Raw genomic sequence first — 24,742 nt, 5'->3', positions numbered from 1 at the left:
GGCGTTGGATGCGTCAAGGCCAGCCGCCACTGGCGGCGGGTCACCGTAGACGAGTAATCGTCTACTCATCCCTTTTATATATGTATACGTGTGGGAAACTGAATATTTTTAGGCTTCTGCTAGGCATTGTGCCTTGTGGCTAAGTGTATTCCCGTATGCGCGGGGATGAGCCCTGGCGTGTCCCTAACCATTCATCCTTCGGTAGCTTCTGGCACCCCACCACACCCGCACCTCACTAACCCCACGGCTGCCCCCTAGTAAAAACCCCCGGTAAAAACACTGTCGGGGCCGTCTCGCACGCAGGCTCGAAAAGTGCGAGAATGGAGCGGAAAAGAAAACTACGAAAGAAGATACTTTCATGCTTATTCTCGTTGTGAACGCCGGTTCTTCCTCCCTGAAGTACCAGGTGCGTGACACCTCCCTGCCCGAGTCAGAGCAGATGCTGACCTCCGGCCTCGTCGAAAACATCGGCACCGATGTGCCCAACCACGAGGTCGCATTCGACATCATGTCCGAGAAGCTTGAGCCCGTCCTGCACGGCCGTGAGCTGCAGGCAGTCGGCCACCGCGTGGTGCAGGGTGCAGAGAAGTTCACCCACCCTACCCTGCTGACTGAGGAAGTTGTCCAGCAGATTGACGACCTCTCCCCGCTGGCACCGCTGCACAACCCCGCACACGTTCAGGGCATGCGTGCAGCAATGCATAAGTGGCCCTCCCTGCCGCAGGTCGCTATCTTCGATACCGCGTTCCACTCCACCATGCCCGAAGAAGCATGGCGCTACGCAATCCCCTACGACCTGGCAGATAAGTACAGCATCCGCCGCTACGGCTTCCACGGCACCAGCCACGAGTACGTCTCCCACGTTGCAGCTGACATGCTCGGCGTGGCTCGCGACGAGTTCAACGGTATCGTCGCACACCTCGGTAACGGCGCGTCCGTGACCGCTGTGAAGGGCGGTAAGTCTGTCGACACCTCTATGGGCTACACCCCGCTGGCTGGCCTAATCATGGGTACCCGCTCCGGCGACATTGATCCCTCGGCACTGACCACCATCCTGATCCGTGAGGGTATTGACGGTGCCCGCCTGGATACCATCCTGAACAAGGAGTCCGGCCTGCTCGCACTGGCTGGCTCCAACGATATGCGTAAGGTCTTTGAGTTTGCAGAGTCCGGCGACGAGCGTGCACAGCTCGCACTGAACATGACCGCATACCGCCTGGTGAAGTACATTGGCGGCTACAACCTGGTTGTTGGCGGCGCGCATGCGCTGATCTTCACCGCTGGTATCGGTGAGAACTCCGGTGATTTCCGCAAGCTGGTCCTGGATCGCCTTGGCGCATTGGGTGTCAAGTACAACGAGGAAGAGAACGCTAAGCGTTCCCCCGAGCCGCGCGTGATTTCCACCGAGGATTCCGCTATTAAGGTGCTGGTCATCCCCACCAACGAGGAGAAGGCTATCGCTGAGGCTACCGAGGAACTCGTCAAGAGCCTCTAAGCCCCACGCACCCCGCCGTGTAGGCGGCTCAGCGTAAAGTGATCCGCCGTGGCGCCCATTCCGTATGGATGCTACGGCGGATTTCTTATGCCCGTAAGGCTGTGTGCCCCGGCGCTGTGTATTCCGATGATGTGATGTACCGTAGCGTCGCGAATGGGGATTCTATGAGAAAAAGCGTATTCACATTCACTGGTAAGTACCCAAAAACGATAGAGTGGAATCAGATAACACTCGATACGAAGCAGACGAGACATGACTCAACCCCCTGAAAACCACCAGCAGACTGGCGGGCAGTTTAACGCCCAGCCCGGCCAGCAGGCATTCCACGCTCCCGGTGAGCCCCTCCCGCAGGACCTCTCCGCCGGCTGGCTCCCCGAAGACGAGCGCCAGAAGCCGGTCAGCCCCCTGCCCCAGCCGAAGCTCTTCGCCTACCAGTCGATGCTGCCACCGAAAGTGCTGCACGCGTTGCGTCACCCCTCCGAAATTCCGTGGCTGGTCGCCGCCTACGCGGTCACCGCGGTCGGCTACATTGTGCTGTTCATGGCGCTGGCTGACCTGTTCAGCTCGATGATGCATTACATCTTCAGCTCAACCGGTGAAGGCTCGGTTCGTGTACCTTCTTCCGGTAGCACCACGGCAAGCATGGAAGACCTAATTTTCCAGACGGTTAGCCTGCTCCTCCTGGGCCCGATTGCCATCTTCATCGTTCGTGCAATCTACTACGCGCAGCAGCGTGTGCGGGGTGTGCGCATCACCCCCACCCAGTTCCCTGAGGCGTACCAGATGCTCGCCGAAGCAGCTGAGGCGGCAGGTCTGCGTCGTGTACCGGACGCGTACGTTGTTCTCGGTAACGGCACCATGAACGCTTTTGCGGCAGGTCACGGCTTCCGCCGCTACATTTGCCTGTACTCTGACCTGTTCGAGATTGGCGGTAAGTCCCGTGACCCGCAGGCGCTACGCTTCATTATTGGCCACGAGGTTGGCCACATCGCCGCAGGTCACGTCGGTTATTTCCGTCTGATTTTCACTATGCTGTTCAGCCAGATTCCGGTGCTGTCGAGTGCACTGTCCCGCTCGCAGGAATACACCGCCGACAACTTCGGCTACCGTTTCTGCCCCGAGGGTGCTGAGGGCGCTGTCAAGGTGCTTGCGGCAGGTAAGTACCTGAACAAGCAGGTTAACTTCGATGAGCTTGCCGACCGTGCCGTCACCGACCGCGGCCTTGCCGTCTGGTATGTGAACCTCATAGCAAGCCACCCCATCCTCACCTGGCGTGCGCATGCGCTGCGTGACCGCACCCAGCCCGGCCGCCTGTTCTGGCGCCCGACTGAGAACCCGGTCAAGGACACCGTACCGCGCGTTCCTGTCCTGATCCCGGCGGCGGAGCCGGTGCATATGTGGCCCGATCCGATTCAGTCCACCGAGTTCATGCGTGAACACCAGGACATTTGGGCAGACCACACCCTGGAAACCGTGGATGTGTACTCTAAGCCTGAGAACGCCCCCGAGTTCGATGCGAATGCTACGCTGTTCGCTGGCTGGCTCACTGAGCAGGCTCGTGCCTTCCACGGCCAGCGTTGGGATGCGTACGCTGCCGCCGGTGGCGCTCCGGCACCGGGTGCTCCCGGTGGCCCGCAGGTGCCCGCACCGGGTCAGCCTGCACCCAATCAGCCTGCGTACGGTCAGCAGCCTGGCTTCGGTCAGCCTGCCGCAGGCCAGAATGGTGCAACCCAGAACGGCGCAGGCCAGCCCGCCCCTGAGCAGCCTTCTAATGGCCAGCCTAACGGCCAATCTTCTAATGGTCAGACTGCTCCCGAACAGTACGGTTACGGCCAGTACGGTAGCGGCCCCTCTGAGGGCGGCCCGTACGGTTACGGCTTTGACGGCGATAAGAAGTAGCCAGTAGCCGCCCGGGTGCGCTCTAAGCGCCTGCCTGAGCCGCACAGCTCAATAACCTTCACGAACCCGTCGGGGTGCCTGAGGCGCCCCGACGGGTTCTGCCGTTAACCGCCTCCTCACAGGCTCGTAGCCGGTTGCTACAGCCATTCGGGTTACCTGGCATGAGACGCCCGTAACCTTCAACTACCCCGCCTACAGCTGAGATACACCCGGCACTCCCGAACCTGCACACAGACACAGGTCTAGAATGGTCAGCATGCTTTCATCCCTTCGCTCTATCAAGCTTGACCCGCTACTGACCATGCTCATTAGCGCGGTTATTCTCGCAATTATCGTACCGGCACGCGGCGACTTCGCAGAATGGTTCAGCACCGGAACAAAGTTCGCGGTCGCCCTGCTGTTCTACCTGTATGGCGCTCGCCTCTCCACCACGGAGGCCATTCGCGGCCTAACCCACTGGCGTCTGCACCTGATGATTTTGAGCTGCACGTTCGTGCTGTTCCCCCTGATTGGTTTGGCGCTTTCACCGCTGCGTTTTGTACTTGGTGATGGGCTGTACATGGGCATACTGTTCTTGACCTTTGTGCCCTCGACTGTGCAGGCGTCAATCGCGTTCACTTCGATTGCGGGCGGTAATGTGGCGGCGGCGATTGTGAGCGCCTCGCTCTCCTCGATTGTGGGTGTGGTGGCGACCCCGCTGCTCGCCATGCTGCTGATGAACACGGGCCATATTGAGTTCTCCGGAACGGTCTTCCTGGATATTGCTATTCAGCTATTCTTGCCGTTCGTGCTCGGCCAGCTGACGCGCCGCTGGGTGGGCGAGTTCGCCAAGAAGCCGACCACCAAGTGGCTGGATAAGTTCTCGGTCATGATGATCGTCTATTCGGCGTTCTCCGCTTCGGTGGTGCAGGGTGTGTGGACGCGCGTGGAGTGGTGGCAGATCGCGCTGCTGGTCGTCCTCATGGCGATTATTGTGGTGTTCATGCTGTGGCTGACTGACCAGCTGGCTAAGCGTCTGGGCTTTAACCGTGCCGACCGCATTACAATTCAGTTCTGTGGTTCGAAGAAGTCGCTGGCGGCTGGCCTGCCGATGGCAATCATTATTTTTGGTGCGGGCTCGCTGGGCCTGATGATGCTGCCAATCATGATTTTCCATCAGGTTCAACTGATGATTTGTACCTGGCTTGCAGGCCGCTATGCGCGCCTGGATGTGGTGGGTGCCGCCTCCGCGAAGGAATCTTAGTAGGGGATTGAAGCTAATCTGCTGGGCGTTCGCCGGGTGTCTGTTAGAAGTGGATGCCGGGGGAGTGCTCATTGGGCGTTCTTCTGGTAGGTGCCCGGCGGGTGCTATTCGGGGCCTCTGATCCTGTGAGATAAGCCTTGGATGAGGGGTTTTAATGGAGGTGCTTCGGATAGTATCAACCGGTTTATGAAGTGATATGGCGCGTACCGATAAAAATTCACCAATTAGTGCATTTATGTGCAAAATATGGTATTTGCACTGGTCGGTTGGTTTTCTGTGGATTATTTTCACTCCATTGCATAAAAGTAACCGGGGAGACAATCAACACTATAGGGTGTTGAGTGACACAAGCTCCCTAATTTTTGCCTTAAAACATTTTGTCGAGGGTTATATAGATGTGCATCTTGCTTGCAAGAATTTAGACTCACATGGGAACGGTTGAGATTCACTCCCCGCCCGTTGCGTGCCTAAGTCAAGAAGACTGAACATACCAAGCCCGAAAACCGCTGGGCATCTCGCACGCTCCGTGCCTACCCCGAAATTGACCGTGACGGTGACGGTGTAGCCGACGTGGTGAACCCCCGCCAACCCCTTGTACTTCTCCGATTCCCTGTACATGCTCAATGCGTACGACGATAGGGGCCTGAAGGTTGTGGACACTCCCGTCGTTGACTAGGAGTAATACCGACCAGCTTTTTAGTGCTGACTAGCGCATATATTCACCGCCCGCCGGCGCGACCCAATGGGTTGTGCAGGCGGGCGGGGCGCTGTTCTGGCAGGTTGTGAGTACCCATGCCGCTACACAATCGCCTGCGTACACTGAAAGGCGTCTGCGCTGCACCCGCTAAGCTAGAAGACATGAAGATTGCCACCTGGAACATCAACTCAATCCGCGCCCGCGAAAACCGCGTCGAAGACTGGCTCGACGAACACGATGTTGACGTGCTCGCCCTGCAAGAAACAAAAACCAAGGACGAAACCTTCCCCTTCGACCTCTTCGAATTCATGGGCTACGAGGTCGCGCACTTTGGCCTGAATCAGTGGAATGGCGTGGCAATCGCCTCCCGCGTGGGCCTTGAGGATGTGCAGCGCGGCTTTGACAACCAGCCGCACTTCGGCAAGCCCGGCGAACCCGAAGTGCTCGAGGCGCGCGCAATTGGTGCGACCTGCGGCGGCGTGCGCGTCTGGAGCCTCTACGTGCCTAACGGCCGCGGCCTGACCGACCCGCACATGGACTACAAGCTCCGCTGGATGGAGGCGCTGCGCCAGAACGTGCACAACGAACTTGCCGCTAACCCGCAGTCGCAGCTCGCCCTGGTCGGCGACTGGAATGTCGCCCCCGAAGACACCGACGTGTGGGACATTGACTACTTCCTGCGTAACGAGCTGACCCACGTTTCCGAGCCTGAACGCCGTGCCTTCGCCGCCCTGCTCGATGAGGGCATGGTGGACGTAGTACGCCCGCACACTCCCGGCGAGTACACCTACTGGGACTACCAGGCGGGCCGCTTCGCCAAGGATGAGGGTATGCGCATTGACTTTCAGCTGTTCTCGCCCGCGCTTGCCGCACGCGTGGAATGTGCCTGGATCGATAGGGTGGAACGCGCCGGTGAGGGCGCGAGCGACCACACGCCGGTCGTGGTTGAGATTGCCGACTAAATAACCGTCATATACCTGTTGCAGGGGGGCAAGGAGGCGAGAGTGAGGCTCTCGCCTCCTTACTCTATCTGTAGGTGCTTCTTTCTCTGTGCGCCTGTCTCTGCACGTCGACCCCTGTGTTTCTGCCAATATTTTGGGGTTTTCTGTGTGGCTTAGTTGAAAAGTTCGCCTTGCCGAACTATTGTTAAATTCCGCCCGGGACGATAGGCAAAAGCGCACCATGATGCCTGCGCAGACACAACTGTGTCCCTATCGTCCCGGCGCGACAAATTCCACATATCAGCCACATGCTCAAACGCGTGACTTCCAATGAAGGATGCCTCATGAATGCTCTCACCCCCGCAGGCAGCAATGCACGCCGCCTCGTCCAGGCGCTCTGCGCCGCCCTCGCACTCACCCTGCTACTCGTGCTCACCGGCTGCGGTAACACCGCCAGCACCGCCGAAGGCGCTAAGAGCAGCAACGGCAAGAAGACCGTGCTCACAACCTTCACCGTGCTCGCAGACATTGCCCGCAACGTGGCAGGCGATGACCTGAATGTCGAATCCCTCACCAAGCCCGGTGCTGAAATCCACGAGTACGAGCCCACCCCCTCCGACCTGAAGAAGGCTCACGCCGCTGACCTGGTGCTCGACAACGGCCTGAACCTCGAATCCTGGTTCGCCAAGTTCGTTGAAGAATCTAACGCTAAGCACGTGACCGTCTCCGAGGGAGTCACGCCCATCTCTATTACCGAGGACGCCTACGCAGGCAAGCCCAACCCCCACGCCTGGATGAGCCCCAGCAACGTACAGAAGTACGTGGACGTGATGATTCGTGAATTTAGCGCCCTCGACCCCACCCACGCCGCCGACTACAAGTCCCGCGGCGAAGCCTACAAGAAGCAGCTGCAGGGCGTGCGTGACGAGCTTGTCAAGGAAATCTCCACCCTGCCCGAGAACCAGCGCGCACTCGTCACCTGCGAAGGCGCCTTCTCCTACCTGGCGGCAGACGCGGGCCTGAAGGAAAAGTACATTTGGGCGGTCAACTCCGAACAGCAGGCGACCCCCTCACAGATTTCCTCCGCAATCGATTACGTGCGCCAGAACCAGGTGCCTGCCGTGTTCTGCGAATCCACCGTCTCCGATAACCCGATGCGCCAGGTAGCCGACGCCACCGGTGCGCGATTCGGCGGCGTGCTCTACGTGGACTCGCTCTCCGAGGCGAACGGCCCCGTGCCCACCTACTTGGACATGATCCGCTACGACGCACGCACCATCGTGGCCGGCCTCAAGGGCAACTCTTAAACCCGGTATAAACCAGGGTCAAACCCGGGCCAAACCCCGCATCGAAAACCCCGGGTAAATCCCACACCACCGATAGGGTAGGAGGGGCGGTCGCCTTCTTGGCTCCGATCCTCCCACGTCGTTAACACTCGCTCACACAGCACCCACTCACTACCACATAAGCAAGTACACCCGCCGCACGCATACGGTGACCACCAGAAAGAACACAAGGAATGAGCACTCTTCTCAGCTGCGACAATGTGCACGTGAACTATGGGCCAGTCCGCGCCCTCACCGGCGCATCCTTCACCCTGGACACCGGGGGTATCTGCGGCCTGATCGGTATGAACGGCTCCGGCAAATCCACCCTCTTCAAAGCCATCATGGGGGTCGTGCCCGTGCATGCCGGCAGCATTACTCTCGACGGGCAGTCCGTCGGCGGTAACCGCGGCAAGAACGCGCACCACCACCGTGCCGGACTCGTCAGCTACGTGCCGCAGAGCGAAGAAATCGACTGGGCCTTCCCCATCTCCGTGCGCGAGGTCGTCAGCATGGGGCGCTACCGCAACCTCGGCATCACCCGCCGCCTGCGTGCCGCAGACCGTGCCGCCGTGGATGAGGCGCTTGTCCGCGTGGAACTGACCGACCTTGCCGACCGTCAGATTGGGGCGCTCTCGGGTGGTCAGCGTAAACGCGCCTTCGTGGCACGCGCTATCGCCCAGGGTGCCCAGCTGCTGCTGCTTGATGAGCCCTTCGCCGGTGTGGATAAGCGTAGCGAGGCAATGCTCATTCAGGTTATTGAACAGTTGCGCGACGAGGGTGCGACCGTGCTGGTTTCCACGCACGACTTAGCGACCCTGCGCCAGTTCGCCGACGAGGCGCTGCTGCTGCGCGGTGAGATTTTGATGCACGACACCCCCGAGAAGGTGCTCGCCCCCGAGAACCTGGTGCGTGCCTTCGGCATGGAAGTAGACACCGGCACACCGGTCGCTGCCTCCACAGCTACTACCTCCGGCAATACTACAAACAGCTCTGCGGAAGGGAAGAACTAAATGGACATCCTCAACTTTCTGGTAGAGCCGCTGACCCTGCCCTTCATGCTCCGCGCATTCGTGGTTACCATCATTGCCGCCGCCGTCTGCGCCCTGCTCTCCTGCTGGCTTGTGCTGCTCGGCTGGTCGCTCATGGGCGACGCCATCTCGCATGCGGTGCTGCCCGGCGTGGTGCTCGCCTACATTTTCGGTGCACCCTTCGCGGTGGGTGCGGTCATTGCCGCGCTCGTGGCGGTGGCGCTCATCGGCGGGGTGCGGCGCAGCGGCCGCGTGCGCGAAGACGCCGCAATCGGCATCGTGTTCACGACCCTCTTCGCGTTCGGTCTGGTGTTGATTTCGGTCACGCCGTCGAATACCGACCTGAACCATATTCTCTTCGGTAACGTGCTGGGCGTGTCCTGGTCGGATGTCTGGCAGGTAGCCGTCCTCGCGGTGGTGGTTGCCACCGTGCTGCTGGTCAAGCGCCGCGACTTCGTGCTGTACGCCTTCGACCCGGGCTTCGCGCAGGCGGTTGGGTTGCGTCCGCGTCTGCTCGGTGCGCTGCTGCTGATTATGCTGGCACTGACCTCTGTGGTGGCGCTGCAGATTGTGGGTGTGGTGCTGGTCGTGGCGATGCTCGTCATCCCCGGCTCTACCGCGCGCCTGGTCACTGACCGGTTTGTGCCCATGCTTCTGGTGAGTGTGGGTGTGTCCCTGGTGGGCACGCTGACCGGTCTGTACGTCAGCTACCACGCGGATGTATCCCCCGGCGGTGCCGTGGTTGTTACGCAGGGTATGCTGTTCGCCCTGGCGTATGTGTTTGCCCCGCGCTACGGTCTGCTGGGCAGGATGCGTGCCCGCCGGCTCAACACTGCTGCAACGAAAACTGAGCTGTCAGCTTCCTAAGAAAGCTCACCACATACAGCAATAGGCGGAAAGTCTCACCGTGGGGTTTTCCGCCTATTGCTGTCTTCTGAAGGTTTAGTCGCGCTTCTACCGCACCGTGCGGGACACGAACAGGGAGGCGGTCGCCTCCGCACCCAACGGAATAATCGTGCCGCCGGGCTTTACCACGCCGGCTGCGTCCGTCTCGTGCAGGTTGCCGGAACCGGCACCGACCACGCTCACATTCACCGCCTCAGAGAAGGGCGCACCCTCCTCAATGTGCAGGCGCACGCCGGGCACAAAACCTTGGCCCTGCAGGTAACGCAGCAGGCGTGGGTCGTCATCGTTAATGCGTTCGAGCACGACCGTTTCGCCGGGTTCGCATTGGCTCAGCGGCACGGTCTGCGGAAAACTAATATGCCCTGAAGCGTCCGGGATCGGGTCGCCATGCGGGTCGCGGGTCGGGTGTCCCAGCAGGGTGTCGATGCGGTCCACCATGAAGTCGGATACCGCGTGCTCCAGAACCTCCGCCTCGTCGTGCACACGGTCCCAGGTGTAGCCGAGAGTCTCAACCAGGAATGTCTCAATGAGGCGGTGGCGGCGAATCATCGCCAGCGCGTAGGAGCGGCCGGTTTCAGTGAGCTCAATGGCGCCGTAGGGCTGATGCTCAATCAGATCGGCGGCAGCCAGGCGCTTAAGGCCGTCAGATACCGAAGAAATGCGCAGGCCCATGCGCTCTGCCAGGGCGGATGCGGTGGCAGGGGTTTGGGTCCATTCTTCGAGGCTCCAGATTTCCTTGAGGTAGTTCTGGGTGCTGACGGAAAGTTCTGAGAGAGGCATAAAGATAAGTTTACCTTTTCTCTGGTTTTGCCCGTCGAGTTGCAGGGTATTCAGTGCGGGCTTAAAGAGCATCCCGCCCGGCGGTTCAGCCCTGGCAGGGGGCGACCATCACGGGCGGGATCAGGTGTTCGATTCTGCGCTGACAGGTACGAAAGGCTGGCAGGCGCGAAAAGAATGAGGGATGCGCGGCGGCGTTAGGTGGCGCGGCGGCGCGAACGGTCAATACGGGTCAGTAGTTCGATGAGCGCACCGCGTGCCGCCTGCTCCTCATGCCAGAGGGAGCGGACGAGGGCACGGCTGACCGCCTGGGTAGTGATGCCGAGTGCGGTTGCGGCTGCTTTCTGCTGGCCGCGCACGCCGGGTACGAGCAGGTTTACCACGCGCCATTCGGCTTCGGTGCGGTCGGCGCATACGCGGTAGAGCAGACGTGCGGAGCCTGCGGCAAGGTCGGCAAGGTGGCGGTTATCGGCGCTGATGCTGATGCAGCGTACGGGTGCACCTCCCTGTGCTTCTTCGACGGCGAGGCGTGAGAATTCGAGGGCATCGCCGGTGCAATCGGTGGTGCTGACGGCGCCGAGTGCGCCTGCGAATCGGGGGATGTTGAGCTCGCCGATTCCGATGCCGACCCAGAAGCCGTTATCGCGCGCGGCAATGAGCGCCGCGTGTAGTGCGTCGCTGGCGCGGTCGAAAGCGCCCTGAATTTCGTCAGGGTATGTCTGGGCGAAGGCAACACGCGGGTTGAGCTTTGCGAGTTCGTCCGACAGTGCAGTGAGTGAGTGCTGTGCGGAACGTTGAATGAAGGTTAGAACGAACACCTTCCTATTATGCCGTAAAACCTTCAACAAGCGGCGTAAGGTTCGCCGTAATACCGGCAACATTTAAAACCCCAAAAATGCGCATTGATAAGGGGAATTATTGTAAGCGTGCACTGTGTGCAGAAATCCTCAAAAGGACGTAGAACACCCCCGAAAGGAAAATAATTTTCATGCAAGTGCACGTTGAATTATTCGCTTTCGGGGGTGTTGAGTGGAGTTGATAGACGGGGCTATCGTGGAACTACTGTGCGTTCGTTACCTGCGAGATATGGGGCAGCTGACGTAGCGGCTTCTGGAATACCATCACCACCAGCGACAGGAAAATGAACACCGCGTAGAACAGTGCCGTGTACGTAATGCCCCAATCAACAATGAGGAAGCCTGCCAGCAGAACAGCCAGCGGGGTCAGCGCCATGTTCGGGATGCCCTGCACCGAGTGCACGCGACCGATCATATGCTCCGGGGTGGATGCGTTAATGTACGCAATGATGCTCGAATTGAAGGAGGGAAGCACAATACCCGCCAACACAATCAGCAGGCACACCGCCCACAGCATCGAATGAACCACCGGCAGCAACAGGTAGCAGGCCGACATGATAGCCAGGGAGGTGATACCGAGCGGGCCGAGCGCAAACTTCTCGGTCAGCGGGCCGACCAGGAACGAACCAAGCAACACGCCCACACCGAAGGCGCTCGCAAAGATGCCGATGAAGAGCGGGTGTGCGCCCTCCAGGGTGTAGTAGTAGATGAAGGTGAGCGGAATGCCGACCGTTCCAAAGTTTGCAAGCGTTGAAACGAACGCAATGGACACCAGCACCTTGTTTTTCAGGATGTACTCGAAACCGGCTTTTGAGTCCTGCCAGAAGCTGGTTTTCTCGCTCTCCTCCTCTTCCGCGGGCTGCCGACTAGCGCCGTAGCTCTTGGGTGCGACGATGAACGCCAGCAGGTTGACGACCGCGTGAACTGCGGTCATGAGCACGGTCGAGAAGCCGATAATGATGCCGGCGACCGGGCCGCCCAGCAGGTTGGCGGTGGACTCGCGCGTCTCACCCATACCGGATGCGTACCCTAGGTGTTCCTTGGGGACTACGCGGGTGATGATGGACTGTTCACTCGGGTAGTCGAAGGTGGAAATGATGGCGGCGAGAGAGATCGTAATCACCAAAATGTAAATGTTGGTGACGTTGAAAACGAGGTAGAGAAGAATCGCTATCCAGGACAGCGACTGGCCGATACAGGACAGTGCCAGGCACTTTGAGGGGCCGATTCTATCGACCCACGTTCCAGATACTGCTCCGGCGCAGGTGGCGAGAACACCCGCGACGAAGAGGGTGATACTCGCAGCTTCGGGGGAGCCGGTTAGCGCCAAAATAATGATGGGCGTGGTGATATAGCTCATCGAGTCTGAGAGCTGGTTGGCTCCAATGGCGAAGAGAGTATTTCGAAAATCTCTATTCTTGAGTAGCTCGGTGTTGACACTCATGGGGGACCTCCACTATGTATGAATTACTGTAATCGAACATATTTTGATGTATTGATTTACCTAAACTTTGCGGCTTAAGTTTGGCAAGATAACTAATTCCTTCATATGCGGCAAGTGATCCAGATATAAGGACTATAGGAGATATTGCAGCATTTATCTCTGGAACTTTATCTGTATGAGCTTCCTCGTAACCTAGACGAGGGTCGCTACTTCCTGAAGTGTCAATCCAAGAAAAGAATTCACGACTTCTTGGGCTCATCTTCGGATGAGGTAATCAAATCCTGAATATCGAGTTCCATTGGTGTTTCTTTCGACAGATAGTCATCTATGGCTATCGAATCTTGGTTGAGTGATTCAGCTCAACCCCCAACATCTGTTGGTGTCTTAAATCATAGTGGAGATATGAGTCATATGCATGAACTCATGTTGAAAAACTTTCCTCATTTTGAGTATTGATATTAGGGTTAGATTGACTATAACTTATTCTTGGTGCTTCCACCCAACCGAACCCGATTCCGGGCACGCCAAAGACGCCCGCCACCGGTCAGCCCCGCAACGCAGCGGGCAGGGGCGGGGGAGTGCAGAAGAGCACTACTCCACCAGGCCCGCGAAGCCCGACAGAGCCAGCACCTCCTCAACATCCTGTGGCACCGAACGCGCCACCCACGGCGAATGCACCAACACCGCCTGCCACTGACCGCGCGACACCGCCACATTCAAACGATTCGGCGAGAGCACAAACCCGGCACCGCGCCCAGAATCAACCCGCGACGACGCCAACGACACCAACACCACCGCAGCCTCCTGACCCTGGAACTTATCCACCGTACCCACACGCACGCCAGCACCCGAAGAATCAGCCAAATCAGCCGCAATCAGCGCCTCACGCACACAATCAACCTGTGCGTTATACGCCGCCACCACAATGCAATCCTCCGCCGCCAACGGGCGCGGCGCAGCACCAGCTGCCGGAACCCACTCACGGCCCAACAACTCGCGCACACAATCCACCACCGCCTGCGCCTCCTGCACAGAACGCACCGAACAGCCCGCATGCTCCACCGGATACGACACCACACCCGGCTCAATGCCCTGCAGGGCACGACCAGCCGTCGCCGCAGCGCTCGCCAACGCGCCATCATAGGACAGCCACGAAACCCGCTCGCACAGTGCCGAATCCATGCGCCACGACTCACCCAAGAAATAGCCACAACGAGGATCCAACGCCGCCGCACCATCAGACAACCAACCCAACGCCGAAACATCCACCGGGTACGGATGCACACCTGTCGACACCTGCGGCAACTGCTGCGGATCGCCCAACAGCAGCACCGAACGCGCCGCACGAGCTGCCGCCACCGTATTCGTCAGAGAGAACTGGCCAGCCTCATCAACCACCAGCACATCCAACGACCCGGCAGGCACGCGACGCTCACTCACGTAATCCCACACCGTGCCGCCAAACAGCAGGCCACCCGCACCAGAAATCAGCTCCACCAGCTCAGAATCAGACACCTCAGACCACGGAGCATCCGGGGTTACTGACTTGCCGCGCAGACGCACCGCACGTGAAACATCAAAACCATCACGGGCGTAGCACGCCAACATAAGATTCTCAATCACCGCATGCGACTGAGCCACCACGCCCACCTTCGCGCCCTCCGCCACCAGGCGCGCAATCACATGCGAGGCGAGGAAAGTCTTGCCCGCACCGGGAGGGCCCTGAACCGCCACATAGGAGTGGTCGAGAGCGCGAACCGCCGCGTGCACGGCATCCACCGTGGGCAGGTCAGAGGCGGAAAAATCAACCTCAAGGGGTAGATTTTCTGCATTTTTGGCGTTCGAGGCGCCCTTCTTTAGGCGCGGTGCGCGGCGGAACAGCAAATCCGCGGAGGCGCTCTGTACCCCCGTCAGCGAAGCCGCCGCATCGAGTACGCTCGGCAGGGCGCGGGACGAAGCGGGGGCATCGGAAGGCTCAGAATCTTCACCGGATGTGGGGAGGTCAGATATCAGCGCGCTAGGCATGAGGGCACCGTTGAAAAGCAGTCCGTGCACATCAGACTGCAGAGCCGTCTCAATCGTCGCCGTAGACACCGGATCACCAGGACCAATACCCGAAGGCAGGGCGCCGTGCGGCTCATCCTTCACGCGGATGCGCTCCTGCAGAAGCACCTCCAAGAACTTGCCAGGCGACTCTTCGACAGCCTCTGCGGTAGCCTCTGCGGGGTCCGCAGAACCCTCAGATCCGGCACCAAAACCGCCCTGCGCCACCGCCAGAACACGCATGCCAAAGAAACCCGTCGCCGCCAACTCGGTGGGCATACGCTCACCCGGATTCGACGCACGGAAATAATTCAGCTGCGACTCCATACGGTCCAGCGCAATCTGCGGGCTCAACCCCGCCTCATACGCACAAAAAACCGCACGGTCAGAGGGCGCAATCACCAGGCTCGGGTCAGCCTCAATTCGCGCACGCAGCAGGCGCACCTGTGCCCCGCGCACACGATACCAGCCGGGGGCGTCCTCAACCTCGGTGGACTCCTTCATGGCGGCGGCAAGCGCCTCCAGGTCTGCGGGGGCATTCAGAAGAGCATGCGCATGCTCCGCCGAAAGCACCTGCACCCGATCAAGGTACGCGTAATCGCGGCTCGCCACCCACGCCGTCGGGCCGTCCTCCAGACGGCGAATGTGTTCACGCCAGAACGGGGCGCGCTCACGGCGGTGATAATTCGTCATGGACAGTAGCATCGCCGCCTCAAGTTCACCGGCACCCCAGCCGTGCTCCGCCGCGTGCTCTTCGAGGGAGGCGAGCTGGGCATCTAGTAGGCACTGCAGGCGGTACTGTTCGCTGTCGTTCTCGACTGCGGCGGGCACTCGGTACATGGCCGGATGCTCCTCAGTTTCAGGGTTTTCGGCAGTGTCTTCGGTGACGAGCTCCGGGGTGTCGGTCGCGAGGGCAAGAGGTGCCGCCGCGTTCAGGCAGGCCGGGCATTCGCCGCAGGTCAGTAAATATGGGATGTGCTGGGCAAGTTCCGCCGGTTCTAAACCCTCGTTCAGTGCCTGGGTGAGTAGTAGGAGGCGCTGCTCCTGCAGGCGAATCAGCGGCAGAATACGCGCCGAATCAACCCGGTGAGGTTGACCAGTGGGGGAGGAGTGCGCAGTATGTTCGGTGGGCTCAGCGGGCTCTGATTTGGACTCATTTTCGTGCTCTAGATAGAGATCGAGGCGCACCGCGTTCTTAGCACTCTCGGTAGTGCTCTCGACGGTACCGGCGGTCAGCAGGTGCGCCGCCAGGGCACCGCGCAGTAGCGCACGATGCGCCGCCTCACTCGGGTGCGGGGTGCAGATGATTCGCGCGGCGCTGTCCGCGGTTGGGCATTCCAGGCGGTCAAGCTCCACCGTGTAGGTCAGCCCCTCCTCAGAGGTCGCCACCAGGGACACCGAGCGTGCTGTGCCGCCTGCGTGCTCACTGCCGACTACTCCACTGCTGACCATGCCACCTTCGGTCAGCACTCGTAGACACTCGCGGTACGCTTCGCGGGCACGCTCGGACTTCTCAGGGGGGAGGGCTGACTGCTTCTGCGCGCATTCCCGAAGCTCGGTGTAGAGCCGCAGCTCGCATGCGGAGGTGGCGGTCAGATCAGCGAGGGTGAAGGTAAGGTCCATGGTGACTTTTCTGCTGGAGGAGAGAGAAACAAGGCGAATATAAAACTCCCGTCGCAGGGAGTGGGCGAGAGCACCGGTGGAGGAGTCTATCGGTACCCCGTGCTACCCCCTCGCCCCGAGAGGTTGATTTTTAGGTTTCACGTGAAACAGTACAGAAAATCAACCTTTAAGCAATGATTTAGAGGGCTTTCGGGGCTATCCGGGTGCACATGTTAGGAGGCGGTACCCGCCGTAGCCGCGGTAGAAGCAGCCGGTGCTACCGCAGAGGGATCAGCAGAAGCACTCGGCGAGGTCGAGCGGTTCGCAATCGCTGCCGCCGCGGCGTCCACGCGTTCCTTCGCGGCGGGTAGTGTATCCGAACCGCCCAGACCATTCAGAATAATCGCGAAAATCAGGCGGGTTCCGTCGGGTCGGGTTGCCACACCGCACAACGATGACACTGTGTACAGGGTGCCAGTCTTCGCCCGCACAAAGGTGCGTGCGGGCACGGCGTTCGCCGCACCAAAACGATCGGACAGGGTGCCGCTCACGCCCGCGACCGGGAACGTGCTCATAAGCTGCTCGGCGTGCTCGTCGGCGTTCATGAGTGCCACAACCTGCACGAGGGTTCGGGCGGTCACGCGGTCCGTCAACGACATGCCGCACACGTCCGCCTGCACCAGGTTTTCGATGTTCACGCCGGCATCCACGAGTGCCTGGCGTACGGTCTGCTGTGCCGCTTCGCCGCTGCCTTCCTTACCGGCGGCGATGGCAGCGCAACGGCCGAGCACCTCGGCCAGGGCGTTATCGGATTCGAGCATCATGTGCTGCGCCTGCTCCAGCAGGGTTGCCGATTCGACCGCAGCGATTTCAACCGCCTCTGCGGGGGCGGTACGGCGCTCAGCCAGGGTGAAGCTCAGGCCGGACTCCTTGCCGGCGGTGTTGAGTGCATCCACGAACGCCTGCTGCGCTGCAACTGCCGCATCGTCCGGGCGTACCGGATTGCTTGGGGTCGACTTGCCCGGCACCGTGTGCGATTCGAGCGCAATCGGGTGAATGGGAGTGATCTGGCCGGATGCCAGGTCGGCAGTATCCCAGCCAGGGTTCACGCCGGGGCCGCTAAAGAAGGTGCCGTCAAAGTAGACGGGTAGCGCCGCGGCAGGTTTCTCACCCTGCAGGAGCGCCTTCACAGTCAGCTCAGCGAGGGTGCCCAGGCCTGCGCGTCCCACAATCTGCTTCGGGTTGGAGGCCCCGGCACCGAGCAGGGTGTCGCCACCCGCCATGAGGTACAGTCCGGCGGTGTCGCGGGTGACGCGGGTGCGTAGGCGCGCCTGCAGGTTAGCGTAGTGGCTGAGCGCGAATAGCGTCAGCACCTTAAAAGTGGAGGCGGGCACGCGTGCGGTGTCGGCGTTGGCGGCGTACAGGTCGGCGGGTGCGGTGGCTGCTTTGATGTTGGGCAGGTTGCCGTCCATGTCGGTGACGAGCAGGCTGTAGTGCGGGTAGGTGCCGTCCGCGAAGAGCGCGGTGAGGGCATTGCGTAGCTGCTCCTGCTCCGCCTCGGGCAGTGCGGGGGCGAGAGCCGGGCTCGGAGTGGCGGAAGTGGTTGCATTGGCGGTGCCGGTTGCGCTGTCGGTGGGGCTTGCGGAGCCTTCGGGGCGTTTCTGTTCGGTCGCGGCGGATCCGCAGGCGGTGAGGAGGAGCATGCCGCCGAGGGTGAGTGCGGCGCGGCGGGTGAGGGTGGTGCTCTGGGTGTTGTGCTTGTTGGAAGGCATCTTTTGAGCATAGCGGGCGGATGGGGTGCCTATCGAGTTTACGTGCCGGTGCCGTGATGCTCATGCTGCGCTCTTGCTGACCTTCACGAACCTTATCTGGGGTGCCCGGCACGGTGGCGGGCGTGGGACTAGGTGGAACGTTAACGGTGGTGTGTGCGTGGTAAATTACGCTGGTTTTGGTGCCGAATACGCGGTTTCGGTGTGCGTGAACGGGTTACAATGGGTGAGTTCAACACCTAACTTTCGCACCTTGCGCGCCGAAGTCGCCGCGAAAGTGACTCTAACTCACGAGAAAGAAGGTTCCGATGGAACTCGATGTCACTATTGAAATTCCCCGCGGCTCCCGTGTGAAGTACGAAGTGGACCACGAGACCGGCCGCCTGCGCCTGGACCGCGTGCTGTTCACCTCCATGCAGTACCCCACCGCTTACGGTTACTTCGAGAACACCCTCGGTGAGGACGGCGACCCGCTGGACGCAATGCTGATCCTGGACGTTGATGTTGTTCCCGGCGTGCTGGTTGAGGCTCGCCCGGTTGCTGTGTTCAACATGACCGATGAGGCTGGCGGCGACGCTAAGGTTCTGTGCGTTCCCACCGACAAGCGTTACAACCACATCAAGTCCCTGGCTGATGTTCCCGAACAGCTGAAGGCTGAGATTCAGCACTTCTTCGAGCGTTACAAGGACCTGGAGCCCGGCAAGTGGGTTAAGGGCGAGGGCTGGGAAGACCTGGCCGCTGCTGAGAAGATGGTCCAGGAGGCTATCGACCGTTTCGCAGCTGAGGGTCACTAAGCTGCCGCACCGTTAGGTGCACCCGGTTTTTGTCAGGGGACGTGTTCCCCGTGTCTGGTTCGTGCGAGTTTCGTGCGTGCTGGAGGCGGTGGGCACGCCCCCTTTTTTTGTTGTACTCCTTGATTGTGTTCGGAGGTTCCGGGAAGAGCATTTGCAGCCGAACTATTCTTCGGAATCACAGCCTCAGAGAGATTCTTGGGGTGCTATTATGGGCATATTACGAAGAATAGTTCGTATAAATTGAGGTTCTGTAGCGGTGAGGAGGAAACCCCATGGCATTCGACGCAACGGGGTTCGCGCAGGAATTTGGTGCCCAGGTTCGCGCCGTACGCAAGTACGAAAAAATCACTCAAATGGAGTTGGCGTGGATGGTTGGGATCAGCGATAAAACGATCCGTGATATTGAACGTGGGCTACCCGGCCCATCAATTGGTGCGGTCCTCAAGGTCGCCCAAGAGCTCGGCATCGAGCTGACTATTGCGAACCCCCTCACCTAACCCTCCCGCACGCCTATATAAAGGAACCACCATGCAGAATGGACGCGCAGGACGCCTGCACCCCGCCGTCGGCACTGCCCGCCGCCACCTCGCCGCCGCCCTCGAAAAGCTCCTTGGCGCCGGAAGCATCAAAGCCACCGGACGCTCCCGCACCGCCTCTACCGCGGACGCCGCCGACCTACCCTTGCTCCTGGTCGCCTGCAGCGGCGGCCCCGACTCCCTCGCGCTGGCAGCCATTGCCGCGCACTTTGCCCGCCGCAGCGACGTACGCGTAGGCGCCATCATCGTCGACCACGGCCTACAAGAAGACTCCGCCGCAATCGCCGCGCAGACTGCGCAGACCCTTGCCGACCTGGGGCTTCACCCCGTCATCACCGAAAAAGTGCAGGTTCCCGCCGGTAACATGGGCCCCGAAATGGCGGCACGCACCGCCCGCTACAGTGCCTTCGCGAGAGCCATCGAGGCGACCGGTGCCCGTGCCGTACTGCTTGGCCACACCCTTGACGACCAGGCAGAAACCGTGCTGCTCGGCCTGAGCCGAGGCTCTGGCACACGCTCCCTAGCGGGCATGCCGCCTGTACGCGTCGAAGAGGGTGTCATCTACCTGCGACCCTTCCTTGACCTGCGCCGCACCGACATGCTCGACATCTGCGACGCCGAAACCCTCACGCCCTGGATTGACCCGACCAACACTGACCAATCCCTCATGCGTGCCCGCATCCGCCACAGCGTGCTGCCCTACCTCGAGAAGTACCTCGGGGGGGACGTCGCCCGCTCCCTGGCGCGCACCGCCTCCGTAGCTGGCCCCGATGCCGAATACCTCGACGAACGGGCACAGGCAGCCTACAAGCAGGCAATTCTACCCGCCGGAACCGCTGTGCGCGGCATCGAAGGCGAGGACGCCGTGCTGCTGGACCGTGCGCAGGTGGCGGCGCTGCATCCGGCGCTTCGTTTGCGTGTGCTTGCGACGGCCTGTAAAGCCGCCGGGGGAGAGAACCCGGGCTTCGAGCGACTGCGGGCGCTGGACTTTTTCACCGCCGAATATGCGGTAGCTGGACCCGTTCAGATGCCCGGTCACGTAAGCGCGTACCGTCGCCGCAAAATTGTGCATCCAGCAACTGGTAAATGCCTGGACGTGCTCGTATTAGTGCCAACTCGACCCTAACTAGGTACCCGCGGAGCCTCCTCAGCACACACTGTCTGCTTGGTAAGGTGCGCCGCGGCGCCGTTTTAAGCCATACTTAAGGCGAACATCATCCACATTGTCCGCTGGGGGAAGGTATGAAACCCCGTACCTGGGGCTCCGGCGGAGACGCAGAGCGTCTAAAGATACGAAGGAATACATCGTGCAGGCTATCGACGTGCAGGACGATATTAAGAACGTTCTCTTCAGCAAGGAAGAGGTTAATGCGAAGGTCGCCGAACTGGCGGCGCGCATCGACGAGGACTACGCCGGTAAGGACGTGCTGTTGGTGGGTGTTCTCAAAGGCGCCATCATGATTATGGCTGACCTTTCCCGTGCTCTCAAGGGCCACTACACCATGGACTGGATGGCTGTTTCTTCTTATGGTTCCGGTACCAAGTCCTCAGGTGTTGTGCGTATCCTCAAGGACCTGGATACCGACCTGGTAGGCCGCAACGTCCTGATTGTTGAAGACATCATTGACTCCGGCCTGACCCTGGCATGGCTGCAGCAGAACCTGATTTCTCGCGGCGCAGCTTCCGTTGAGATTTGCACCCTGCTGCGCAAGCCTAAGGTTGTCAAGGCTGACGTTGACGTCAAGTACGTCGGTTGGGACATTGAGCCCGAGTTCGTTGTTGGTTACGGCCTGGACTTCGCTGAGAAGTACCGCAACCTGGACTGTGTCGCAACCCTGCACCCGCACGTTTACTCCTAAGCCTTCACCTCAGCAACCATGCTGTTGGTGGTGACGCCCCGCTTCCTCACGTTTGTGGGGGAGCGGGGCGTTGCTGTACCCGACTGTGGATATATCCGGAGATGGACGCGGGAGACGCAGCCACCCAGACGTACCGTTGCCGCGATACTAGCTACCAAAGATACCAGCCGCCGCGAATACCCGACGAAGAAGATGCACTTTCAGCCCCGCCGAGTGCTACAACCCTTTAGCCCGCAGGTGAAATAGAGAAGCCCGGTACCTAGCCGCTCGCTGAGGTAGGGTACATTTAAGGTTGCATCGTAGGGTGTTCCGGCTAGCAGGCCGCACCCCAACGGGTAACAGCCGCAACGTAAGGACAAAGCATTGGCGCAAAACCCCAATACTCCGCAGAAAGGCTCGGAGGCCTTCCTGAAGAAGCTGATTCATAGTTCCTGGTTCTTTCCGGGTGTAGCTATTGTGGTCATGCTGGGTTTCCTCATGACCTCCTTCTTCACTCAGCCCTCGCGTCAGGTGGACACTAACGTCGGTCTTCAGCTGCTCAACGACCATCAGGTCAAGAGCGCAAAGATTTACGACGGCGACCAGCGCGTCGAGCTGCAGCTTAAGGACGACTACAAGAAGGGCAACGACAACTACGGTAAGTCGGTGCGCTTCTACTATGTGCAGCCCCGCGGCAACGAAGTTGCTAAGGCAATGGAATCCGCTGAGCTGGAAAGCTACACGGACCAGCCGGTTGAGCACAGCTTCCTGGGCTCCCTGGTGTCCCTGCTGTTGCCGATTCTGCTCTTTGGTGTGCTCTTCTGGTTCCTGATGGGACGAATCGGAGGCGGCTCCTCCGTGATGAGTTTCTCCAAGTCCCGCGCGAAGAAGTTTACCAAGGACAAGCCGGAGGTACGTTTTAGCGACGTCGCCGGTGTGGACGAAGCGCTCGCCGAACTGGAAGAAGTCCGCGAGTTCCTGGCTGAACCCGAAAAGTTTACCCGCCTGGGTGCAAAGATCCCCAAGGGCGTTCTGTTGTACGGCCCTCCCGGCACCGGTAAGACCCTGCTCGCCAAGGCTGTGGCGGGCGAGGCTGGCGTGCCGTTCTACTCGATTTCTGGCTCTGACTTCGTTGAAATGTTCGTAGGTGTGGGCGCGTCCCGCGTGCGCGACCTATTCAAGGAAGCGAAGAGCGACCCCGCCGCCATCGTCTTCGTCGACGAGATTGATGCTGTTGGTCGCCGCCGTGGCGTCGGCATGGGTGGCGGTAATGATGAGCGTGAGCAGACCCTGAACCAGATGCTGGTTGAGATGGACGGCTTTGACGGTAACTCGAACGTCATCGTCATTGCGGCAACGAACCGACCTGATGTTCTGGACCCGGCGTTGCTGCGTCCTGGTCGTTTTGACCGCCAGATTGGTGTGGACGCACCCGACATGCAGGGCCGCGAACACATCCTGCGCGTTCACGCGGCAGGCAAGCCGATCGCTAACACTGTTGACCTGGCTCAGGTCGCGAAGCGTACCCCCGGCTTCACCGGCGCTGACCTGGCGAACGTCATGAACGAGGCGGCTCTGCTGACCGCCCGTGATAACGGTAACGTGATTGACGACCGCGCTATCGACGAGGCGATTGACCGCGTCATGGCTGGTCCGCAGCGTTCCTCGCGCATCATGAACGAGCACGAACGTAAGGTCACCGCATACCACGAGGGCGGTCACGCCCTGGTCGCGGCGGCACTGCGTAACTCCGCGCCGGTCACGAAGATTACTATTCTTCCGCGTGGTCGCGCCCTGGGTTACACCATGGTCATGCCGCAGGATGACAAGTACTCCACGACCCGCCACGAACTGCTCGACCAGATGGCGTACGCGATGGGTGGCCGTGCGGCTGAGGAAATTGTCTTCCACGACCCGTCCACCGGTGCTTCTAACGACATTCAGAAGGCGACCGACACCGCCCGCAAGATGGTTACCGACTACGGTATGAGTGCCGTGATTGGTTCCGTGAAGCTCGGCGGCGAAGATACCGAACCGTTCCTCGGCGGCGGCGGCGCTTCGGCACGCAACTACTCTGATGCAACCGCGGCAAAGGTCGACACTGAGATTCGCGCCCTGCTGGAGCAGGCACACGATGAGGCATTCCAGATTCTGTTGGAAAACCGTGATGTTCTAGACCGCCTCGCCTTCGCCCTGCTCGAGAAGGAAACCCTGCTCGAGAACGAGATTGCCGAAATCTTCAAGGATGTTCGCAAGCGCCCCGAGCGTGAGTACTGGTACTCCAAGCTGACCCGCGAGCGCACCGACATCCCGCCGGTGAAGGCACCGAGCGAGCTGGCGAAGGAAGCTGAAAAGGCTGAGGAAGCACCTGTTACTGCACCGGCAGCTCCTGCTACGGCACCTACTGTTCCTGTAGCACCGGCTGCACCTGCACAGCAGGCACCCGTACAGCCGCCGGTCACCAACCCGGATGCCGACCCGACCGTCGCAATGCCCACCCAGCAGTACCCGAACTACCCTGTGCCTCCGGCGCAGCGCCCGGAGAACGGCACCCCGAACCAGAATGGAGAAGAGAATGAGCGAGGCTAAGAACGCCGTCGACCAGCCGCGTATTGAGGCTGCCGTCCGTGAGATTCTGCTCGCGATTGGGGAGGACCCGGACCGTGACGGTCTGCAGCAGACCCCGGCACGTGTTGCGCGCGCCTACGCGGAGTTCTTCTCGGGCTTGCACCAGGACGCTGGCGAGATTCTGGGTACGACCTTCGACATTGCCCACTCTGAGATGGTGTTGGTGAAGGACATTCCGTTCTACTCCACCTGTGAGCACCACCTGGTACCTTTCCACGGTGTGGCGCATGTGGGTTACATTCCCGGTCCGGACGGTAAGGTGACCGGTCTGAGCAAGCTTGCCCGCGTGGTGGATATGTACGCTCGCCGCCCGCAGGTGCAGGAGCGTCTGACCACGCAGGTGGTGGAGGCTCTCGAGGAGCACCTGAACCCGCGCGGCGCGATTGTGGTGATTGAGGCTGAGCACATGTGCATGTCAATGCGCGGTGTGCGTAAGCCGGGCGCGAAGACCGTGACCAGCGCGGTACGCGGTGCGCTGATGAATGGCGCAACCCGTGCGGAGGCGATGAGCCTGATTTTCTCGCAGCGCTAAGCGCACTCTAGACACGTTAAAAGGGGCGGAGGTGAAAACCTCCGCCCCTTTTCGCATCGCCAAAGTGCTCCGAGAGTGTGTTGTGAGCTGTCGCCTCCTGAACGGCGGTGCAGTGAATACTATGCCTCAGAAGCTAGAAGAGCCCGCCACTAACGCTGCAGGCTATCCTTCGCCTCGCTCGGATCATCCCAACCCAGGACAAGCGTTACGATCAAGCCCAGGGCAATGAAACCGCAACTGGTTGCGGTGCCGAAAGCAATCCAACGCACGGCGGGAGCATTTTCAGCGAGCACAATAGTCACCAGCGCGGCAAGAGCCACCAGGGAGAGGATCCAAGCTCCAGTCTTCATATTCACAATGAGTCACTTCCTAGAGTATGTATGTG

The 24,742-nt window shown here is 60.3% G+C and carries 19 protein-coding genes; 13 read left to right on the top strand and 6 right to left on the bottom strand.

The window, feature by feature from the left end; genetic code table 11:
• Positions 1–358 precede the first annotated feature (358 nt).
• The 7 genes from QFX05_RS08250 to QFX05_RS08220 all read left to right on the top strand — a co-directional run bounded on the left by QFX05_RS08250 (position 359) and on the right by QFX05_RS08220 (position 9,498).
• The gene (locus QFX05_RS08250; RefSeq protein ID WP_279742242.1) at positions 359–1,495 is read left to right on the top strand and encodes an acetate/propionate family kinase; all 1,137 of its coding nucleotides are present in this window, start codon (positions 359–361) and stop codon (positions 1,493–1,495) included.
• 252 nt (positions 1,496–1,747) lie between these two features.
• A complete protein-coding gene (locus tag QFX05_RS08245) occupies positions 1,748–3,394 on the top strand; it encodes a M48 family metallopeptidase (RefSeq protein ID WP_279742241.1) in 1,647 nt (548 codons plus the stop codon).
• A gap of 247 nt (positions 3,395–3,641) precedes the next feature.
• A complete protein-coding gene (locus QFX05_RS08240; protein ID WP_414628303.1) occupies positions 3,642–4,637 on the top strand; it encodes a bile acid:sodium symporter family protein in 996 nt (331 codons plus the stop codon).
• Between the two features lie 858 nt (positions 4,638–5,495).
• Complete coding sequence (locus QFX05_RS08235) at positions 5,496–6,296, top strand: exodeoxyribonuclease III (protein WP_279742239.1); 801 nt, start codon at positions 5,496–5,498, stop codon at positions 6,294–6,296.
• 323 nt (positions 6,297–6,619) lie between these two features.
• Positions 6,620–7,582, top strand: coding sequence for a metal ABC transporter substrate-binding protein (locus QFX05_RS08230; protein ID WP_279742238.1), 963 nt, complete (start codon positions 6,620–6,622; stop codon positions 7,580–7,582).
• Positions 7,583–7,794: 212 nt separating this feature from the next.
• Complete coding sequence (locus QFX05_RS08225; protein ID WP_279742237.1) at positions 7,795–8,613, top strand: metal ABC transporter ATP-binding protein; 819 nt, start codon at positions 7,795–7,797, stop codon at positions 8,611–8,613.
• Complete coding sequence (locus QFX05_RS08220; protein WP_279742236.1) at positions 8,614–9,498, top strand: metal ABC transporter permease; 885 nt, start codon at positions 8,614–8,616, stop codon at positions 9,496–9,498.
• An 87-nt stretch (positions 9,499–9,585) separates the two neighbouring features.
• Here the strand turns inward: QFX05_RS08220 and QFX05_RS08215 are convergent, their stop codons facing one another.
• From QFX05_RS08215 to dacB, 5 genes are all read right to left on the bottom strand, one after another.
• Positions 9,586–10,317, bottom strand: coding sequence for a metal-dependent transcriptional regulator (locus tag QFX05_RS08215; protein WP_279742235.1), 732 nt, complete (start codon positions 10,315–10,317; stop codon positions 9,586–9,588).
• A 194-nt stretch (positions 10,318–10,511) separates the two neighbouring features.
• Complete coding sequence (locus QFX05_RS08210; protein ID WP_279742234.1) at positions 10,512–11,132, bottom strand: recombinase RecJ; 621 nt, start codon at positions 11,130–11,132, stop codon at positions 10,512–10,514.
• Positions 11,133–11,373: 241 nt separating this feature from the next.
• Complete coding sequence (locus QFX05_RS08205) at positions 11,374–12,615, bottom strand: MFS transporter (protein ID WP_279742233.1); 1,242 nt, start codon at positions 12,613–12,615, stop codon at positions 11,374–11,376.
• A gap of 591 nt (positions 12,616–13,206) precedes the next feature.
• Positions 13,207–16,281: a DEAD/DEAH box helicase gene (locus QFX05_RS08200; RefSeq protein WP_279742232.1), complete on the bottom strand. Its 3,075-nt coding sequence runs from the start codon at positions 16,279–16,281 to the stop codon at positions 13,207–13,209.
• Between the two features lie 212 nt (positions 16,282–16,493).
• Positions 16,494–18,032, bottom strand: a complete 1,539-nt coding sequence (gene dacB / locus QFX05_RS08195; protein ID WP_279742231.1) for a D-alanyl-D-alanine carboxypeptidase/D-alanyl-D-alanine endopeptidase — start codon at positions 18,030–18,032, stop codon at positions 16,494–16,496.
• A 305-nt stretch (positions 18,033–18,337) separates the two neighbouring features.
• On the opposite strand from dacB, the gene ppa reads away from it, so the two are divergent.
• From ppa to folE, 6 genes are all read left to right on the top strand, one after another.
• Positions 18,338–18,823, top strand: coding sequence for an inorganic diphosphatase (gene ppa / locus QFX05_RS08190; RefSeq protein ID WP_279742230.1), 486 nt, complete (start codon positions 18,338–18,340; stop codon positions 18,821–18,823).
• 272 nt (positions 18,824–19,095) lie between these two features.
• A complete protein-coding gene (locus tag QFX05_RS08185; protein ID WP_279742229.1) occupies positions 19,096–19,320 on the top strand; it encodes a helix-turn-helix transcriptional regulator in 225 nt (74 codons plus the stop codon).
• 31 nt (positions 19,321–19,351) lie between these two features.
• Positions 19,352–20,485, top strand: a complete 1,134-nt coding sequence (tilS, locus tag QFX05_RS08180) for a tRNA lysidine(34) synthetase TilS (protein WP_279742228.1) — start codon at positions 19,352–19,354, stop codon at positions 20,483–20,485.
• Positions 20,486–20,666: 181 nt separating this feature from the next.
• Positions 20,667–21,218 (top strand): hypoxanthine phosphoribosyltransferase, encoded by a 552-nt coding sequence (hpt, locus tag QFX05_RS08175; protein ID WP_279742227.1) that lies wholly within the window; start codon positions 20,667–20,669, stop codon positions 21,216–21,218.
• A gap of 363 nt (positions 21,219–21,581) precedes the next feature.
• A complete protein-coding gene (gene ftsH / locus QFX05_RS08170) occupies positions 21,582–23,786 on the top strand; it encodes an ATP-dependent zinc metalloprotease FtsH (RefSeq protein WP_348635939.1) in 2,205 nt (734 codons plus the stop codon).
• The gene (folE, locus tag QFX05_RS08165) at positions 23,773–24,357 is read left to right on the top strand and encodes a GTP cyclohydrolase I FolE (protein ID WP_005504347.1); all 585 of its coding nucleotides are present in this window, start codon (positions 23,773–23,775) and stop codon (positions 24,355–24,357) included. The genes ftsH and folE overlap by 14 nt, the downstream gene beginning before the upstream one ends.
• Before the next feature lie 149 nt (positions 24,358–24,506).
• Here folE and QFX05_RS08160 read toward each other — a convergent pair whose 3' ends face one another.
• Positions 24,507–24,707, bottom strand: a complete 201-nt coding sequence (locus QFX05_RS08160) for a hypothetical protein (protein ID WP_280925884.1) — start codon at positions 24,705–24,707, stop codon at positions 24,507–24,509.
• Between the last annotated feature and the right edge of the window lie 35 nt (positions 24,708–24,742).

The sequence above is a fragment of the Rothia similimucilaginosa genome (genome assembly GCF_029850875.1).
In the GTDB taxonomy this organism is placed as follows: Bacteria; Actinomycetota; Actinomycetes; order Actinomycetales; family Micrococcaceae; genus Rothia.
This window is presented reverse-complemented; position numbering and strand designations above follow the sequence as displayed.

Coding starts and splice junctions, on each gene's coding strand:
- QFX05_RS08235 (WP_279742239.1), top strand. CDS start 5,496: ATGAAGATTGCCACCTGGAACATCAACTCAATCCGCGCCCGCGAAAAC.
- ppa (WP_279742230.1), top strand. CDS start 18,338: ATGGAACTCGATGTCACTATTGAAATTCCCCGCGGCTCCCGTGTGAAG.
- QFX05_RS08220 (WP_279742236.1), top strand. CDS start 8,614: ATGGACATCCTCAACTTTCTGGTAGAGCCGCTGACCCTGCCCTTCATG.
- QFX05_RS08185 (WP_279742229.1), top strand. CDS start 19,096: ATGGCATTCGACGCAACGGGGTTCGCGCAGGAATTTGGTGCCCAGGTT.
- QFX05_RS08250 (WP_279742242.1), top strand. CDS start 359: ATGCTTATTCTCGTTGTGAACGCCGGTTCTTCCTCCCTGAAGTACCAG.
- QFX05_RS08245 (WP_279742241.1), top strand. CDS start 1,748: ATGACTCAACCCCCTGAAAACCACCAGCAGACTGGCGGGCAGTTTAAC.
- QFX05_RS08205 (WP_279742233.1), bottom strand. CDS start 12,615: ATGAGTGTCAACACCGAGCTACTCAAGAATAGAGATTTTCGAAATACT.
- QFX05_RS08200 (WP_279742232.1), bottom strand. CDS start 16,281: ATGGACCTTACCTTCACCCTCGCTGATCTGACCGCCACCTCCGCATGC.
- folE (WP_005504347.1), top strand. CDS start 23,773: ATGAGCGAGGCTAAGAACGCCGTCGACCAGCCGCGTATTGAGGCTGCC.
- QFX05_RS08160 (WP_280925884.1), bottom strand. CDS start 24,707: ATGAAGACTGGAGCTTGGATCCTCTCCCTGGTGGCTCTTGCCGCGCTG.
- tilS (WP_279742228.1), top strand. CDS start 19,352: ATGCAGAATGGACGCGCAGGACGCCTGCACCCCGCCGTCGGCACTGCC.
- QFX05_RS08240 (WP_414628303.1), top strand. CDS start 3,642: ATGGTCAGCATGCTTTCATCCCTTCGCTCTATCAAGCTTGACCCGCTA.
- QFX05_RS08225 (WP_279742237.1), top strand. CDS start 7,795: ATGAGCACTCTTCTCAGCTGCGACAATGTGCACGTGAACTATGGGCCA.
- QFX05_RS08230 (WP_279742238.1), top strand. CDS start 6,620: ATGAATGCTCTCACCCCCGCAGGCAGCAATGCACGCCGCCTCGTCCAG.
- QFX05_RS08215 (WP_279742235.1), bottom strand. CDS start 10,317: ATGCCTCTCTCAGAACTTTCCGTCAGCACCCAGAACTACCTCAAGGAA.
- dacB (WP_279742231.1), bottom strand. CDS start 18,032: ATGCCTTCCAACAAGCACAACACCCAGAGCACCACCCTCACCCGCCGC.